A 17,519-nucleotide genomic window follows, 5' to 3' on the forward strand; every position below is an offset into this window, starting at 1 on the left:
TACTATATTAGTTGTTTAATAAATTTTTAGCTTGTCCTGACCAATCATCACGTTCTGCCCTTCCTGGGAAAGAACCTGTAATTGAATCTAACAAATCATATTCTTTTTTTGTCATCTTACTAACTTGAAGGAAAGTAAAAATACCGATACTGTTAAGTACTTCTTCCATCTTAGGGCCAATTCCATTAACAATCTTTAAATCATCAGCCGTTTGAGATGCTGAATCAAAAGAACCAATAGAACCTAATAAGTCATTTACTTTAGTTGAATTATCTTGACTATGAGAAACCTCTACTTTCTTAGGTGATGACTTACCCACAGTTGGATGAGATGTTCTAGCATCTGCACCAGTTCCTGATAAGCTTTCACCACGCTCTCTAATATTCTTGTAACGTTCACCAGATGACTTTAAGATCGTTTTCACTTCCGCTTGTGCAATTACTGGGAATGTACGTGAGTACAATAAAAATAGTACAAAGAAGAATCCTATAGTTCCGATAAATATTCCAATATCAACAAATGTTGGTGAGAACATAGACCAAGATGATGGTAAATAATCTCTATGTAATGAGGTTACAATAATAACAAAACGCTCAAACCACATTCCGATGTTTACAACAATCGAGATAAAGAAAGAAAACATAATACTTGTTCTTAATTTCTTAAACCACATAAACTGTGGAGAGAATACATTACAAGACATCATTGCCCAATAAGCCCACCAGTAAGGTCCAGTTGCTCTGTTTAAGAAAGCGTACTGTTCATACTCTACACCAGAGTACCATGCAATAAACAACTCCGTAATATAAGCTACACCTACAATAGAACCTGTAATCATAATTACAATGTTCATTAATTCGATGTGTTGTACTGTAATATAATCTTCAAGGTTACATACTTTTCTCATAATTATAAGAAGTGTATTTACCATGGCGAATCCTGAGAATACAGCACCTGCTACGAAGTAAGGCGGAAAAATCGTTGTATGCCAACCAGGAATTACCGAAGTAGCAAAATCAAAAGATACAATGGTGTGTACAGAAAGTACTAAAGGTGTTGCTAAACCAGCAAGTACTAAAGATACTTCTTCAAAACGTTGCCAATCTTTTGCTCTACCTGACCAACCGAAACTTACTAAAGAGTAAATCTTCTTTTGAAAAGGTCTAACCGCTCTATCTCTCAACATTGCAAAATCAGGTAATAAACCTGTCCACCAGAATACTAATGATACAGATAAATAGGTAGATATTGCAAATACATCCCAAAGTAAAGGCGAGTTAAAGTTTACCCATAACGAACCAAATTGATTTGGAATTGGTAATACCCAATATGCTAACCATGGACGACCCATGTGAATAATTGGAAATAACCCTGCTTGTACAACAGAGAAAATTGTCATGGCTTCCGCAGAACGGTTAATTGCCATCCTCCATTTTTGACGGAATAATAATAGTACCGCCGAAATCAAAGTTCCTGCGTGACCAATACCAACCCACCAAACAAAGTTAGTAATATCCCAAGCCCAGTTTACAGTCTTGTTCAGACCCCAAACACCAATACCTGTAGATACGGTATAAATAATACAACCTATTCCCCAAAGGAACGCTACCAATGCAATACTGAAAACAATCCACCAAGCTCTGTTGGCTTTCCCCTCTACAGGTCTAGCTACATCAACAGTAACATCGTGATAGGATTTTTCTCCGGTTACTAAAGGTCTTCTAATAGGTGCTTCGTAATGAGACGCCATAATTATATACTTGTTACTTAAATTTATTTTACGCTTTTGATGTGTTTCTCACTTTTGTCTGATAAATCACGTTAGGTTTTGTTCCAACGTGTTCTAACAAGTGATACATACGATCATCTTCTTTTAATGCTGTAATCTTACTGTCTTTGTCATTAATATCTCCAAATATCATGGCACCGTTTCCACAGGCTGCAGAACAAGCTGTTTGAAACTCACCATCTTTAACAAGACGTCCATCACGCTTAGCATCAAGAATTGTTTTTTGTGTTTTTTGCATACACATAGAACATTTTTCCATTACACCACGAGAACGAACAGTAACATCTGGATTCAGTACCATACGACCCAAATCATCATTCATATAATAATCGAATTCATCATTCTTATTATATAAGAACCAGTTAAAACGACGTACTTTATATGGACAGTTATTTGCACAATATCTTGTACCTACACAACGGTTATAAGCCATGTGATTTTGACCTTGACGACCATGAGCTGTTGCGGCAACAGGACAAACAGTTTCACAAGGTGCATGATTACAATGCTGACACATTACGGGTTGGAAAGCAACCTGAGGATTATCTGCAGGATGTTCCATTTCACCAAACTCACTTAATGAGCTACTTAAACCTGAAATATTATCTTTCTTTTCGTTATCACCTTCAAATGTATCTTCAGAAGAATAGTATCTATCAATACGCAACCAATGCATATCTCTACTACGTCTCATTTCAGATTTACCAACTACAGGAACGTTGTTTTCTGCGTGACATGCTATTACACAAGATCCACAACCAGTACAAGCATTCAAATCGATTGACAAATTGAAGTGATGACCAACTGAACGGTCAAACTCATCCCATAAATCTACATCTGGAGATGTTACAGGAGTTTCTATATGATTAAGAGACACTTTAGGAATTGCATTCCAGTGTTCCTTATTTTTTGTATTAAATATCTCTAAGCTAGTTTCCTTAATAATATCACCACGTCCCATTAACGTATTGTGCAACTGAACACAAGCAAACTCATGCACACCAGCAACTTTACTAATTGTAACGTCTTGAGATGTATTAAAATCTTGATATAAAGGGTACGCACTAACACCTGTTTGCATTTCGGCTTTTAAACCTGCGGTTCTACCAAAACCAAATGCCATACCTACAGAACCTACTGCTTGTCCCGGCTGAATTATGACTGGGACATTTGAAACCGTAACTCCATTTACAGTAACATCTACATAACTACCATTAAGACCACCATTAGCAGCATTCTCATTGATAAGCTTATAAGATTCTGCATCTGCTTTAGATACTGTAATGTAATTATCCCAAGTTGTTCTTGTAATAGGATCTGGAAATTCTTGTAACCATGGGTTGTTGGCTTGTTGACCGTCTCCCATACCTACTTTAGTATAAAGTGACAATTCTAAATCACCACCTTTAGTAGATTTAGCTAGTGCTCTTGCAGCTTCACCTCCTGATGCCGCTAAAACTCCAGCTCCACCATTACCATTTGTAGTAGATGATGTACTCGTTACATATTCGTCCTTATCTTCGTCCTTGATACCAACACCTACAGCGACATCATGAATAACACCACCTAAAAATGTTCTATCTTTTTTATCCTTTAACTCTGTAGTAGATTCCACAGTTGTAGAAGATCCATTAGAACCATTTCTACCTCCTGCTATAGCTGTTACAAAAACACCATCTTGAACTGCTTTGTTAAAAGAAGAACCATTTAATACCGTCTGTGTCCAAACAGATTTTAAATAATCGCGGTAAGAACCAGTAGAACCTGTCCAACCCATTAAGACTTCTTGAAACTGCTTTGTATCAAACAATGGACGAATTGTAGGCTGCATTAATGAATAATGACCAGCTTTCATTTCAACATCTCCCCAAGATTCTAAATAATGAGGTGCTGCTGCTATATATTGACAATTTGTTGACGTCTCATCTTGTTTCATTGAAAACGCAACAGATAATTCTGTTTTTGCTAAACCGTCTTTAAAGTCTGAAGCATTTGGAAGTGTATACAATGGATTAACACCACTCATAATAACAGCTCCAACTTTACCAGCTTTCATATCAGAAACCAATTGCATTACTGCTTTGTCGCTTCCTTGTCTTGTTTTTATTGTTGTTTCAGGATCAAATGCCTTACTTCTTAAATATGAATTAATTTCTAAAACAACTGTTTGAGCATTGACATCCTGAATACCAGTAACAACGACAGCGTTACTTCCTGCTAAACTTATTTCTTTAGCAGCTGCTTTTACTGCTGCATCTAATCCTTCTGGAAGTTTTACACCTCCTGCAGAATTACCCGTAACTTCACTATATAATTTAGCTAAAGCTAATTTTTGTTGACTTGGTGTTAGTGGCACACGCTTATCTGCGTTTGCACCAGACAATGACATATTAGATTCAAATTGAATATGTCTTGACATTTTACCATGTGTAGGAATACGTTTTTTAGCATATTCAGACTCAAAACCTCCACCTTGCCAATCTCCTAAGAAATCTGCTCCGATAGAAACTATAGTCTTTGCTTTAGAAAAATCGTAATTAGCCATTCCTCTAGTACCATACTTAGCTTCGTATGCATCTAGTGTTGCAGATTCTGAAATAGCATCATAAGCAACATGACTTACATTACCATACTTAGATTTAAATTCTGCAATTAATTTGTTTGTAGAAGGACTAGGCATTGATTGCGTTAATAACACAATAGCTTTACCATTAAGTCCATTTAATTTTGAAGTCGTTTCAGACATGAAAGCATCCCAAGAAATAGAAGATTCACCTTTCATAGGTGACTTCACTCTAAGGTTATCATACAATCCTAAAACTGATGCATTAACTCTAGCGTTAGCAACACCATTTGTACCAGCGTCTGTATTGTTTTCAATTTTAATCGGTCTCCCTTCTCTTGTCTTTACTAAAACACTTGTAAAATCATAACCATCTGCAATTGTTGTTGCATAATAATTAGCCACACCAGGAATAATTTCTGTTGGCTGAACAATATAAGGTATTGATTTAATTACTGGTCCCTCACACGCTGCTAAAGAAGCGGCTGCTGTACTAAAACCAACGTATTTTAAGAAATCACGACGCGACGTAGAAGAAGACTCTAACGATTCTTTATCTCCTAAAAACTCATCTGTAGGAATTGCTTCCACAAACTCATTCTGTTGTAGCGCCTCAACAATAGAGCTATTTTCGTTTAGCTCTTCAACACTTTTCCAGTATTTCTTGTTTGATGACATATAATTCTGAATTACTTCTTATTTAATTTAATAATGACATTTTCCACATTCCAATCCACCCATCTGAGCAACAGTCAACTGATCAACTCCATACTTCTTAGATAATTCTTCGTGAATTTTAGTATAGTACGCGTTGTCTTTAACTTTTACATTTGTCTCTCTGTGACAGTTAATACACCAACCCATTGTTAATGGTGCATGCTGATACATAATCTCCATTTCTTCAACAGGACCATGACAAGTCTGACATTCAATACCACCAACCATTACGTGTTGAGAGTGATTAAAATATACGAAGTCTGGTAAATTATGAACACGAATCCACTTTACAGGCTGAGACTCTCCAGTGTAACCTGTTCCATCCCATCCAACAGCATCGTATAATTTCTGAATTTCAGCATTATAATCGACTCCAAATTCTTCACCTTCTGCTAACGTAGCTGGTGCCACTTCTGAAATTGATTTGTGACAATTCATACACACATTCAATGAAGGAATACCTGATGTCTTACTTACCCTTGCAGAAGAGTGACAGTACTTACAATCGATACCGTTATCACCTGCATGAATTCTATGTGAATAATGTATTGGTTGAATAGGTTCGTAACCTTGATCAACACCAACTTGCATTAAGTAACCATAAACAAAATAACCACTCGCTAATAAAAAGATGATTGAAGTTACTAAAACCAAAAATTGATTTTGAGCGAATGCTTTCCATAATGGTGTTCTTTTCGTTTGTTCTGCCACATCTAAACCTTTAGCATCTGCAAAACGATCTAACGTACGCTTCACTAAAACTAAAGCCATTGCTAATAATGCAAACAATAATGCTAAAGCACCAAGAATTAAATCATTTGAAATACCGCCTTCTGAACTACCTCCAGCAACTGGAGCCACATAGTTTGCACAACCAGGTTGTGGATTTGCGACACAAGGATCAACCTTCTCTGCAGTATAAGCAAGAATATCAGAAATATTCTCATCACTTAACTGAGGAAACGCTGTCATCGCTGTTCCATTATATTCGTTGTATATTTTATTTGCGTAAGCATCACCTGATTTAATCAGCGACGAACTATTTCTAATCCATGCACTAAGCCAAGCTCTATCTAGACCTTGTTCTTCAGACAACCTTGTTTCTACATTACGTAGAGCAGGTCCTGTCATTGGCTTATCTAACTTGTGACATGCTGCACAATTAGAATTAAATAGTGACTTTCCATTAGCTGGATCACCTTCCTGAGCTGTAAGTGAGGACGAAAACGCAAGTAATAGAACAAGACAAAGACTGTACATCTTTGAGGTTAAACTACGGTAAATCACCTGTTTCATATTATAATTTGGATTATCTTCTAAACTTTGGTACGGTTTTTTCATTCAAAAAGTGAAAAAAGTTCTTTATAAAAACTTTGGCAAAAATAACATATAAAGTGGGTTTTGAAAATCTTAGCCAACTGTTCATATATAATTTATACCAATTCTAAATAATATGTTAAGAAATTTTATGTGAGAATATTCGTTCTTCATTTATCGACTACTTGAAGCGCAATTGATTACAGCCTAAATGTAGTTAAAATTTGTACAAGTATCAACGAATTCTATACCTTTGTCTATAAATACAACTCTATGAAATTTAAAAATAAACCCTTTGTCTTAGCATTATTTGGCTTAGGCATGACTATATCTTTACAAGCACAACAAGGCGTTGTTAACGTAAGCCAAGACAACGACATTGATAAGTTGTTGGAATACAAGAAAGACATTAAAACCTCTAAAGTATACAGAATACAAGTCTATCAGAGTGTGGATATAGATAAAGTAAAACGCGAAAAGGCTAATTTCTTAAACCTATATAATGAATGGCCTGTAGAAATAGTTTGGAACACTCCAAATTATAAACTTTGGGTTGGTAATTTTGCTAAACGTATTGAAGCTGATCGTGCAGATGCTAAAATCAGAAAAAAATACATGAACACTAACGTGATTCAGCCAAGAACAGATAAGTAAAAACTTAACGTTTATATCAAAAAAAATACCGACAATTGCTTGTCGGTATTTTTGTTTCTATGAATTGTAGTTGATTTATTATTTCAACTTTTTCTTTACTTCTACTTCTTGGAACGCCTCAATTACATCTCCAATAACAATGTCATTGTAGTTTTTAATTTGCATACCACAATCGTATCCTTTAGCGACTTCTCTTACATCATCCTTGAATCGTTTTAAGGCTTCTAGTGATCCTGTATGAACCACAACACCATCTCTAATAATTCTTATGTTAGAGTTTCTAAAGATTTTACCATTCATTACCATACAACCAGCAATGTTACCAACCTTAGAGACTTTAAATACTTCTCTAATCTCTGCAGTACCTGTAACCTCTTCTTTCAATTCTGGAGATAACATACCTTCCATAGCATCTTTAAGATCGTTGATTGCTGCATAGATAATAGAATAGGTTCTGATATCAATTTCTTCCTTATCTGCAATCATTCTTGCATTTCCAACAGGACGAACATTAAATCCAACAATAATAGCATCTGAAGCTGTTGCTAGTAACACATCACTTTCTGTAATGGCACCAACACCCTTATGTATAATATTAACCTGAATTTCTTCAGTAGATAATTTCTGGAATGAATCCGTTAATGCTTCCACAGAACCGTCAACATCACCTTTAAGAATGATATTAAGCTCTTGGAAATCACCAAGTGCAATACGTCTTCCAATTTCATCTAATGTAATATGACGTTGTGTTCTAACAGACTGCTCACGTTGTAATTGTGTACGTTTCGTTGCAATTTGTTTTGCTTCGCGCTCATCTGCAAAGACATTAAACTTATCACCTGCTTGAGGTGCTCCGTCTAGACCAAGAATAGATACTGGAGTAGCAGGACCTGCTTCTCTTACATCATGTCCTCGTTCATCTTGCATGGCTTTTACTTTACCACTATTTTTTCCGGCTAAAACATAATCACCAACTTTTAAGGTACCTGCTTGTACTAAAATTGTTGATACATAACCTCTACCTTTATCTAAGTAAGCTTCAACCACTGTTCCGCTTGCCGCTTTGTTAGGATTTGCTGTTAACTCTAATAATTCAGCTTCAAGTAATACTTTTTCAAGTAATTCTTTAACACCGGTTCCTACTTTCGCAGAGATGTCATGAGATTGAATTTTTCCACCCCAATCTTCTACTAAAAGATTCATTTGAGCTAAACCTTCTTTTACTTTTTCTGGATTAGCATCTGGCTTATCAATTTTATTAATCGCAAAAACGATTGGTACACCTGCCGCCTGAGCGTGAGAGATCGCTTCTTTTGTTTGTGGCATTATAGCATCATCTGCTGCAACCACAATAATAGCGATATCCGTAACTTGAGCACCACGAGCACGCATCGCCGTAAAGGCTTCGTGACCTGGCGTATCTAAGAATGCGATTTTCTGACCATTTTCTAACTCTACACCATAAGCACCAATGTGCTGTGTAATTCCACCAGACTCACCTGCTATTACATTTTCTTTTCGTATATAATCTAATAATGATGTTTTACCATGATCTACGTGACCCATTACTGTAACAATTGGTGCACGTGGTAATAAATCTTTTGGATCATCTATAACATCTTCGATAGATTCTTCAATATCTGCTTTAATAAACTCTACATCAAATCCAAATTCTTCTGCAACGATAGTTAAAGTCTCTGCATCTAATCTTTGGTTCATAGTAACCATCATACCTAAAGACATACATGCTGATATAACCTGAGTTACACCAACCTCCATCATTGTAGCAATCTCACTAACAGTTACAAACTCTGTAACCTTGATAGTTTTACTTTCTGCTGCTGCAATTTCCTGATCAATTTCAGTTTGTTCTCTATGCTGATCTCTTTTGTCTCTTCTATACTTAGCACCTTTACCTTTATTAGATTTACCTTGTAATTTCTCAAGGGTTTCTCTAATTTGTTTTTTAACATCTTCTTCGGTAGGCTCTTCCTTAACTATTTTAGCTCTAGATGCATTTCCTGCACGTCCTCTTGGACCTGCTCCTCTTCTACTATCTACACTTGGTTTAGCACCTGTAGTATTGCCAGCTTTACTAATTCTACGTCTTTTACGTTTGTTAGCATCAGCACCTGCTGCAGGCTTAACTTCTCTTTTCTTCTTTGGTTTATTAAATTGAGATAAATCAATTTTTTTACCTGTAGTCGTTGGACCAGTAAGCTTTTTATATTGTGTTTTTAAAGTTTCTTCTACAGGCTCTGTTGGTTTTGCAGGTTCTTCTTTTTTAACCTCTACTTTTGGCGTTACTTTAGGTTTTTCAACGGCAACTTTTTCCGTTTTCTTTTCCTTTTCAACCTTTTCAGCTTTTGGAACTTCAGCTACTTCTGCAACTTTCTCTTCCTTTTTAACCTCTTCAGCTTTAACCGGAGTCTCTACAACTTTAGGTGCCGCTAATTTAGGTGCCGCTGCTTTAAGTACTTCTACTTTTTCAACAGGTTTATCGGCTTTAGGAGTTTCCTTAACTTCTGGAGCTTTAGGTTTCTCTTCTTTTTCAGCTTTAGGCTTATTATCTAAGTCAATTTTACCAACTTGTTTTGGTCCACTTAACTCAGCTTTAGCTTTAACTACAGATTCTCGTTCTGCCTTTTGCTTTTGCTTCTCCTCAATTTCACGTTCTCTCTGTTCGCGAAGCTCTTCTTTTTCTTTAAGTTTTGCTTCACTAACTTCTTGAGCTTTTTCACGCTTAGATGCATCCGTCTGAAATTCTCCAGATAGCGTGTTATAAACCTCTTGCGAAATTTTAGTATTAGGGCTTTTTTCAATAGTCACGCCTTTGGATTCTAAAAAATCCACAGCACGATCAATTGAAATATTCAATTCCCTTAATACTTTGTTTAATCTTGTTGTTTGAGCCATAAATTGCCTGTAAAATACTTAAATATATGTTATACCTATTTAATTTCAAAATGAAATACTTAAAATCATTCTGATAACAAACAGCTATTATTCTTCAAATTCCTCTCTTAGAATCCTAATGACATCTAAGATTGTTTCTTCTTCTAAATCTGTACGCTTCACTAAATCATTAACATCTTGCTCTAAAATACTTTTTGCAGTATCTAAACCAGCTTTGCTAAATTCAGAAATAACCCAAGATTCTATTTCATCAGAGAATTCTTTTAATTCAACATCCTCTTCTGCACCTTCTCTAAATACGTCAATTTCGTAACCTGTTAGTTGGCCTGCCAAACGAATGTTATGACCTCCTCTACCAATAGCTTTAGAAACTTCTTCTGGTTTTAATAAAACCTCAGCACGCATTGTTTCTTCGTTTAACTTCAATGATGTTACTCTAGCTGGACTTAATGCTCTAGTCACAAAAAGTTGCACATTATTAGTATAGTTAATAACATCAATATTTTCGTTTCCTAATTCACGTACAATACCATGAATTCTAGAACCTTTCATACCAACACAAGCTCCAACAGGGTCAATTCTATCATCGTAAGAATCTACTGCTACTTTTGCTTTTTCACCTGGAATACGAACCACTTTTTTAACGGTAATTAAACCATCGAATACCTCTGGAATTTCTTGTTCAAATAATTTCTCAAGAAACACAGGTGATGTTCTAGACATTACAATTGCTGGTTTGCTTCCTTTTAATTCTACACTTTCAATAATTCCTCTTACATTTTCTCCTTTTCTGAAAAAATCTGAAGGTATTTGTTTATCTTTTGGAAGTATGATTTCATTACCATCGTCATCTAACAAAATTATTGCTCTGTGACGGATGTGATGTACTTCTGCAGTATAAATCTCTCCTTCAAGTTCTTTAAAGTGCTTGTATATATTAGTGTTATCGTGTTCGTGAATTTTAGAAATCAAGTTCTGTCTTAACGCTAAAATTGAACGACGACCTAAATCAATTAATTTAACTTCTTCTGCAACATCTTCACCTACTTCAAAATCTGGCTCTATTTTCTGAGCTTCTGATAATTCAATTTCTTGGTTAGGCTCTTCTACTTCTCCATCTGAAACAACAATACGGTTTCTCCAAATTTCTAAATCCCCTTTATCTGGATTTATAATGATATCAAAGTTATCGTCATCACCATACTTCTTCTTCAACGCATTACGCAATACGTCTTCAAGAATTGCCATTAGCGTAACTCTATCTATTGACTTGTCGTCTTTAAATTCTGAAAATGAATCAATTAACGCTATATTCTCCATGATTGATATGAATTAAAATTTTATTTTAACTTTTGCTTCTTTAATATTCTCAAAGGCAACAGTTGCTATTTTAGTTACTGTTACTTTACCTTTTCCTACAGGTTTTGGCTCTCTTGCTTTCCAGCATAGCACCACATTTTCGTCATTTACTTCTGTAAGCTCTCCTTCTAAATTTTGACTATCTAAAGTCTTAATTTCTAAATTTCGGCCTACATGTTTTTTATATTGTCTTGGTAAAATTAAAGGAGATGCAGCACCAGATGATAAAACTTCTATTGAAAAATCATGTTCTTCTCCATCTATATTGTGATCAATAGCTCTACTAATGAACATACAATCTTCTACTAAAACGCCATTATCGCCATCAATTATAATTTTAATAGCGTTATCTCCAGACAGTGAAAAATCTATTAAGAATAGATCAGGTCTCTCATCTAGAGCGTTTTGCAATAAGTCTTCTACAAGTTTCTTAAACATTATTTGATATAAAAAGAGAGGACTTTTCGTCCTCTCGCTTATTTATTTTTAGTAAACAACGATGCAAATATACGTTATTTATATTAATTTATCCAAGCTATCTAATGTGGAATAATTTTCTTAAATTTAGTGGACTAACTAAAACTAATACAATATGAACAAAATATTAGTACCAACAGACTTTTCAGAGCAAGCGGAAAACGCGTTAAAAGTAGCAGCCATGCTTGCTAAAGCACATCATGCCGAAATATATTTATTACATATGATGGAGATTCCTATGCAGCAAACCGATCCTGGACTAGCACATAGCGATATTCCTGAAACCTTATTTTTCATGAAATTAGCACAAAAAAGGTTCGAAAACCTAATGGCTCAAGACTATTTAGAAGGCATTAAAGTTCACGAAACCGTCAAAGCCGACGTTACGTTTAATGAAATAAAGGATTCCTGTAAAGAATTTGAAATTGATTTAATAGTTATGGGCTCTCATGGAGCTTCAGGTCTTGAGGAAATGTTTGTAGGCTCTAATGCAGAAAAAGTAGTACGAACTTCTGAAGTACCTGTTCTTGTAATAAAGAATGAACATCATACTTTTGATGTCTCTAATTTTGTTTTTGCTTCAGATTTTAAAAATGATAATCGTGAGACTTACAAGCAAGCTATAAAATTCGCTAAATTTTTTAACTCAAAAATACATTTACTTCTAGTTATTACTCCGAGTAACTTTATTACAACTTACGAAGCAAAATCGAGAATTAATGATTTTATTTCAGGACAAACATATGAAAATTACACCATCACTATTCATAATGATACGAGTGTAGAACAAGGTATCTTAAATGTATCTAAGGATATAAACGCCGATTTAATTGGAATTAGCACGCATGGCAGACAAGGCATCGCACATTTCTTTAATGGTAGCATCAGTGAAGATATTGTAAACCACGCTAACCGTCCTGTGATTACTTTTAAGATATAAAAAAGAGCTTATTTATTAAGCTCTAAAAGACACCAAAAGACAGATTACCACCATATTACCATATATTATAAAAGCAAAAATCCTAATTCGAAAACGAATTAGGATTTAAATTTTGGTTGGCCTACTAGGTTTCGAACCTAGACTCTTCTGTACCAAAAACAGATGTGTTAGCCAGTTACACCATAGGCCAATCTCTCAAATTGAGTTTGCAAATTTAATACAAAGTTTGACTTTGGCAAAAAAAAATGACAAAATTTTTCAAAATACTTAACGTTAACTTAAAAATGTAGGCTTTACGCTAATAATTAGTAAATTCGCCTGCATTATTAAGCAATGTTTTCATGACAGATTTTAACTTTAAAAAGTGGAACAACATTTTAGGATGGTTTGTTTTTACTGTAGCAGTTGTAGTTTACGGACTTACTATAGAACCAACTGTTAGTTTTTGGGATGCTGGAGAGTATATTTTAACCTCTTCAAAATTACAAGTAGGGCATCCACCAGGAGCTCCCTTATTTCAAATGTTTGGTGCTTTTTTCTCCATGTTTGCCTTAGAGCCTTCACAAATTGGAATGATCATGAACATGATGAGTGGTGTTGCGAGCGCATTTACCATTCTTTTTATGTTTTGGACCATTAGTATTTTATTAGTAAAACTCACAAAATATAATGAAGACAAAAACACAGGTAAAGCTTATGCCATTCTTGGAAGTGCTTTAGTTGGTAGTTTAGCGTTTACATTTACAGACTCGTTTTGGTTTAATGCTGTAGAAACAGAAGTATATGCCATGGCCACCTTAATAATGGCTGTGTTATTCTATTTAGGCTTACGTTGGGAACAAGACATGCACAAACCAAGAGGTAACCGTTGGCTAATCCTCATTGCTTTTGTTATTGGGTTATCATTCGGTGTTCACTTTATGGGACTTTTAACGATTCCGGCTATTGGATTACTCTATTATTTCAAGAATTATAAAACCATAACGGTTAAGAATTTCATCATTGCAAATATTGCTTCTGCTGCAATTCTACTTTTTATATTCAAATTATTATTGCCTTCAACTTTAAAACTTTTTGGTTATTTAGAAGTCTTTTTTGTAAACTCTATTGGTTTACCTTTTAATTCAGGAACCATTATCACAGGATTAATGGTAATTACCTTATTCTATTTTGGTCTGAATTACACACGGAACAAAGGCATGAAACACACTAATACATTAGTACTTTGTTTAATGTTTATATTTATTGGTTTCTCTTCTTGGATGATGCTACCAATTCGTGCTAATGCACAAGTGGTTATTAACGAAAACGATCCTTCTAATGCTAGAGAACTTTTAGCTTATTATAATTTAGAACAATATCCTGAGACCCATTTATTTTATGGTCCTCAGTTTACAGAAATCTATTCTGGTGCAGATGAAAACGAACCTTTTGTCGATGACAAAAAGAATTACGAACGTGATGATGAAGTTGGAGAATATGTAATTATTAATGAATGGGAAAAAAGCAAACAAAACTATAATCATGAACATGCCTCTTTTCTTCCTAGAATGTGGAGTGCAGAACATGCCGAAAATTATATGATGTTTACGGGTTTAATAGATTTTAAAGTAGACCCAACCTTACAAACACGTGCTTATAACGAAGCCATGAATGCTGGCTTAACTGAAGAACAATCAGGACAATATGCACTTGGTGAGAAACAACAGTTTGATCAATTAGTTAACGATTTTAAAATGAGAGTTGCTAATGGTGAAATTGATTATGAAGGCTACAATCAATTTTTAAAACGTTACGGACAGCAATACTTAGTGATTGAAAAACCATCCTTTATGGATAACATTATGTACATGTTCCAATACCAATTTGGCTACATGTATTGGCGTTATTTTATGTGGAATTTCACAGGAAGACAAGATGATATCCAAGGACGATATACACATAAAAATGGAAATTGGATTTCTGGAATTAATCTTGTAGATAACATTCATATTGGGATGTCTCAAGATAATTTACCTACAGATGTTCTTGAAAACAAATCTAGAAACACATATTATTTCTTACCATTAATATTAGGTCTCGTTGGCTTCTTTTTCTTAATGTATTCAGATTTAAAACGCTTTTGGGTCTTATTAGTATTCTTTTTATTAACCGGTTTAGCTATACAATTTTACACCAATGTAAGACCTTTTGAACCAAGAGAACGTGATTATTCTGTTGTAGGTTCATTTTATGTATTTGCTATTTGGATTGGTTTTGGAGTCTATGCTATTTATGATCTTTTACAATCTAGCATAAAAACAAAACTTTTAGCACCAGCAATTACACTGGCTTGCTTAATTATTGTACCTGGAGTTTTAGCGGCAAACAATTGGGACGATCATGACCGTTCAGGAAAATACACTACAAATTCTATGGCTCGTAAGTACCTAGAATCTTGTGCTCCAAATGCTATTCTTTTTACTATTGGAGATAATGACACTTTCCCATTATGGTATTTACAAGAAATTGAAGGGGTTCGTACAGATGTACGTGTCGTTAACACGAGTTTATTTCAAACGGATTGGTATATAGACCAAATGAAACGTAAGGCTTATGATAGTGATCCTATTCCGTCTCAATTAACACATAACCAATATAGAGGTGGCACAAGAGATGTCATTATTAGAAGAGAAATCACTAAAGATACGCTGCCTATAAAGGATTTTATGGACTTTATCTCTAGTGAAAAACCTAGTACAAAATTCAGATTTGTTACCGAAAAGCAAGGGGAAGATCCAAGTCAGTATCCAACGCATTTATTAAACTCTAATTACTTTCCAACACGTAGTATTAGTATTCCGGTAAATAAAGATGCGGTGCTTAAAAATGGAGTCGTTAAGCAAAAGGATGCCGATAAAATTGAAGATAATCTTTACACTCAAATCGAAGGCAGTTACATCTACAAAAACCGGTTATTAATGCTAGATATCATTGCTAACAATAATTGGGAGCGACCAATATATTTTACAGGAGGTGCTTTTGGTGCCGAAGATTATGTTTGGTTAAAGGATTATTTACAACTCGATGGTATGTGTTATAAATTAGTGCCAATAAAAACAGCGGTAGACAGAGCCAATCCTTATGACATGGGTCGTGTAGATCCAGACCTTATGTACGATATGGTAAAGAACTGGAAATGGGGAGGCAGTGGTGAAGACATCTACTATGATATTGAAACCCGAAGAAATGGGATTACGTATAGAGGTAATCTTGCGCGTTTAATAGAGCAATTAATAAATGAAGAAAAATTAGATAAGGCTGAAGAAATAGCAGACATCGCTATGGAAAAAATGCCTGTAGATAAATTTGGCTTCTACTCTTTACTTGAACCTTATGTAAGCGCTTATTATGAAATAGGAAATATAGAAAAAGGACGAGCGCTGTATAAAGACGTTGCAAAAAAATACCAAGAGAACTTAATGTATTATAGCAGCCTTACTATAGAAAATCAAGATCGAATGGTTGGGGAAGATCTTTATTTAGATATTCAACGTTACAGATCACTGATTGATATTCTAGTGGTTTATAATGACAAGGAATTTGCTTTACAAGAAACAAAAACCTTTAATAGTTATTTAAGCTTGTTCGATGAACTTATGAATAGCTACAACGAAAGTGAAGACTTCCCTGAAGTACCGGAAGATCTAGACATACAAAATACGATAAAGGATACTATTGAAAGAATAGCTCCAGAGAACTAATAGAGCATGCAGATTATTCCAGTTAAAACGCCAGACTTTGTAAAAGCATTGTTCCCAAATTTTACCTGGAATATCAATACCAAGAATAAAGAACTCTATCTTACTTTTGACGATGGTCCTACTCCTGAAATTACAAACTGGGTCCTGTCAACATTAAAAGACTTCAACGCAAAAGCCACGTTTTTTTGTATTGGAAATAATATTGAAAAGCATCCTGATATTTACAATAATATCCTTTCTCAAGGCCATTCTATTGGAAACCACACCTACAATCATTTAAAAGGTTGGAAGCATAAGACCAGACATTACACTGAAGATGTTAAGCGAACTCAGTTACTTATCAATTCTAATGTAAAACTTTTTAGACCACCTTATGGAAAACTAAAACCTAGGCAAAGTCTACAAATTCAAGAATTGGGCTATAAAATAATTTTATGGGATGTTCTGTCCTTTGATTGGGACAAAGCTGTATCTAAAGAGAAGTGCCTTAAAAATGTAACTTCTGCAGCAAATGAAGGTAGTATTATTGTATTTCATGATAGCGTAAAAGCATCACAAAATTTAATATACACACTCCCTAAAGTCTTGGAATATTATAGTAAAAAGGGGTACTGCTTTAAAAGTCTAAAGTGATACCTGTTAGCCAATAAGTAGCTTACTAACGGCAAAATTAGATATGCTCTTGAATAATAGCAATCAGTGTATTAGCATCTTGCTCTCCACTATGACGCCATTTCATTTCACCACTCTTGTAAAGGATCAAAGTAGGTAAACGTTTTACTCGTAATGCTTCTGCAAGTTCTTTATTTTTTTCAACATCTATCTTAATCACTTTAGCTTTATCGCCTAATGACGCTGCAACATCTCTAAGAATAGGATGCATACCTATAGATAGATCGTTCCCTTCTGTATAAAAATCCAGCAACACTGGAATATTGACATCTATTAATTCCCCAAATTTTGACATACGTTATAGTTTTAGTCAAACACACAAGTACTTCATGCTAGTATAAAATAACAACCATAAGCGGTTGTTAGCAAGGT

General features: G+C 34.7%; 11 protein-coding genes and 1 tRNA gene. 4 read left to right on the plus strand and 8 right to left on the minus strand.

Features of this window, described 5'->3' with window-relative positions:
- Positions 1 to 7 precede the first annotated feature (7 nt).
- From nrfD to HM981_RS12715, 3 genes are read right to left on the minus strand one after another with little or no spacing between them, the layout of a single operon-like run.
- Complete coding sequence (nrfD, locus tag HM981_RS12705) at positions 8 to 1,750, minus strand: NrfD/PsrC family molybdoenzyme membrane anchor subunit (RefSeq protein WP_179339189.1); 1,743 nt, start codon at positions 1,748 to 1,750, stop codon at positions 8 to 10.
- A 28-nt stretch (positions 1,751 to 1,778) separates the two neighbouring features.
- Complete coding sequence (locus HM981_RS12710) at positions 1,779 to 5,030, minus strand: TAT-variant-translocated molybdopterin oxidoreductase (RefSeq protein ID WP_179339190.1); 3,252 nt, start codon at positions 5,028 to 5,030, stop codon at positions 1,779 to 1,781.
- A gap of 27 nt (positions 5,031 to 5,057) precedes the next feature.
- Positions 5,058 to 6,365 (minus strand): c-type cytochrome, encoded by a 1,308-nt coding sequence (locus HM981_RS12715; protein ID WP_179339395.1) that lies wholly within the window; start codon positions 6,363 to 6,365, stop codon positions 5,058 to 5,060.
- A 294-nt stretch (positions 6,366 to 6,659) separates the two neighbouring features.
- On the opposite strand from HM981_RS12715, the gene HM981_RS12720 reads away from it, so the two are divergent.
- Positions 6,660 to 7,040 carry a hypothetical protein gene (locus HM981_RS12720; RefSeq protein WP_179339191.1) on the plus strand — a complete coding sequence of 127 codons (381 nt, stop codon included), beginning with the start codon at positions 6,660 to 6,662 and terminating at the stop codon, positions 7,038 to 7,040.
- 78 nt (positions 7,041 to 7,118) lie between these two features.
- Here the strand turns inward: HM981_RS12720 and infB are convergent, their stop codons facing one another.
- The 3 genes from infB to rimP all read right to left on the minus strand — a co-directional run bounded on the left by infB (position 7,119) and on the right by rimP (position 11,753).
- Positions 7,119 to 9,956, minus strand: coding sequence for a translation initiation factor IF-2 (gene infB, locus HM981_RS12725; RefSeq protein WP_179339192.1), 2,838 nt, complete (start codon positions 9,954 to 9,956; stop codon positions 7,119 to 7,121).
- An 87-nt stretch (positions 9,957 to 10,043) separates the two neighbouring features.
- Positions 10,044 to 11,276 carry a transcription termination factor NusA gene (gene nusA, locus HM981_RS12730; protein ID WP_179339193.1) on the minus strand — a complete coding sequence of 411 codons (1,233 nt, stop codon included), beginning with the start codon at positions 11,274 to 11,276 and terminating at the stop codon, positions 10,044 to 10,046.
- Between the two features lie 12 nt (positions 11,277 to 11,288).
- Positions 11,289 to 11,753 (minus strand): ribosome assembly cofactor RimP, encoded by a 465-nt coding sequence (rimP, locus tag HM981_RS12735; protein WP_179339194.1) that lies wholly within the window; start codon positions 11,751 to 11,753, stop codon positions 11,289 to 11,291.
- A gap of 154 nt (positions 11,754 to 11,907) precedes the next feature.
- Here rimP and HM981_RS12740 point away from each other — a divergent pair, with 154 nt between their 5' ends.
- The gene (locus tag HM981_RS12740) at positions 11,908 to 12,732 is read left to right on the plus strand and encodes a universal stress protein (protein WP_179339195.1); all 825 of its coding nucleotides are present in this window, start codon (positions 11,908 to 11,910) and stop codon (positions 12,730 to 12,732) included.
- A 113-nt stretch (positions 12,733 to 12,845) separates the two neighbouring features.
- On the opposite strand, the gene HM981_RS12745 is transcribed toward HM981_RS12740, so the two are convergent.
- Positions 12,846 to 12,922 (minus strand) — tRNA-Gln (locus tag HM981_RS12745).
- 151 nt (positions 12,923 to 13,073) lie between these two features.
- Here HM981_RS12745 and HM981_RS12750 point away from each other — a divergent pair.
- Together HM981_RS12750 and HM981_RS12755 are read left to right on the plus strand one after the other, a co-directional pair.
- Positions 13,074 to 16,475, plus strand: coding sequence for a protein O-mannosyl-transferase family (locus HM981_RS12750; protein WP_179339196.1), 3,402 nt, complete (start codon positions 13,074 to 13,076; stop codon positions 16,473 to 16,475).
- Positions 16,476 to 16,481: 6 nt separating this feature from the next.
- Positions 16,482 to 17,108 (plus strand): polysaccharide deacetylase family protein, encoded by a 627-nt coding sequence (locus HM981_RS12755; protein WP_179339197.1) that lies wholly within the window; start codon positions 16,482 to 16,484, stop codon positions 17,106 to 17,108.
- Between the two features lie 37 nt (positions 17,109 to 17,145).
- Here HM981_RS12755 and HM981_RS12760 read toward each other — a convergent pair whose 3' ends face one another.
- Positions 17,146 to 17,442, minus strand: coding sequence for a thioredoxin family protein (locus HM981_RS12760; protein ID WP_179339198.1), 297 nt, complete (start codon positions 17,440 to 17,442; stop codon positions 17,146 to 17,148).
- Positions 17,443 to 17,519: the final 77 nt, after the last annotated feature.

It is taken from the genome of Winogradskyella ludwigii (assembly GCF_013403985.1).
GTDB lineage: Bacteria > Bacteroidota > Bacteroidia > Flavobacteriales > Flavobacteriaceae > Winogradskyella > Winogradskyella ludwigii.

Excerpts from the sequence above, each read along its gene's own strand:
- nusA (WP_179339193.1), bottom strand. The coding sequence starts at position 11,276 with ATGGAGAATATAGCGTTAATTGATTCATTTTCAGAATTTAAAGACGAC.
- HM981_RS12740 (WP_179339195.1), top strand. The coding sequence starts at position 11,908 with ATGAACAAAATATTAGTACCAACAGACTTTTCAGAGCAAGCGGAAAAC.
- HM981_RS12750 (WP_179339196.1), top strand. The coding sequence starts at position 13,074 with ATGACAGATTTTAACTTTAAAAAGTGGAACAACATTTTAGGATGGTTT.
- HM981_RS12755 (WP_179339197.1), top strand. The coding sequence starts at position 16,482 with ATGCAGATTATTCCAGTTAAAACGCCAGACTTTGTAAAAGCATTGTTC.
- HM981_RS12715 (WP_179339395.1), bottom strand. The coding sequence starts at position 6,365 with ATGAAACAGGTGATTTACCGTAGTTTAACCTCAAAGATGTACAGTCTT.
- HM981_RS12720 (WP_179339191.1), top strand. The coding sequence starts at position 6,660 with ATGAAATTTAAAAATAAACCCTTTGTCTTAGCATTATTTGGCTTAGGC.
- HM981_RS12710 (WP_179339190.1), bottom strand. The coding sequence starts at position 5,030 with ATGTCATCAAACAAGAAATACTGGAAAAGTGTTGAAGAGCTAAACGAA.
- nrfD (WP_179339189.1), bottom strand. The coding sequence starts at position 1,750 with ATGGCGTCTCATTACGAAGCACCTATTAGAAGACCTTTAGTAACCGGA.
- HM981_RS12760 (WP_179339198.1), bottom strand. The coding sequence starts at position 17,442 with ATGTCAAAATTTGGGGAATTAATAGATGTCAATATTCCAGTGTTGCTG.
- rimP (WP_179339194.1), bottom strand. The coding sequence starts at position 11,753 with ATGTTTAAGAAACTTGTAGAAGACTTATTGCAAAACGCTCTAGATGAG.
- infB (WP_179339192.1), bottom strand. The coding sequence starts at position 9,956 with ATGGCTCAAACAACAAGATTAAACAAAGTATTAAGGGAATTGAATATT.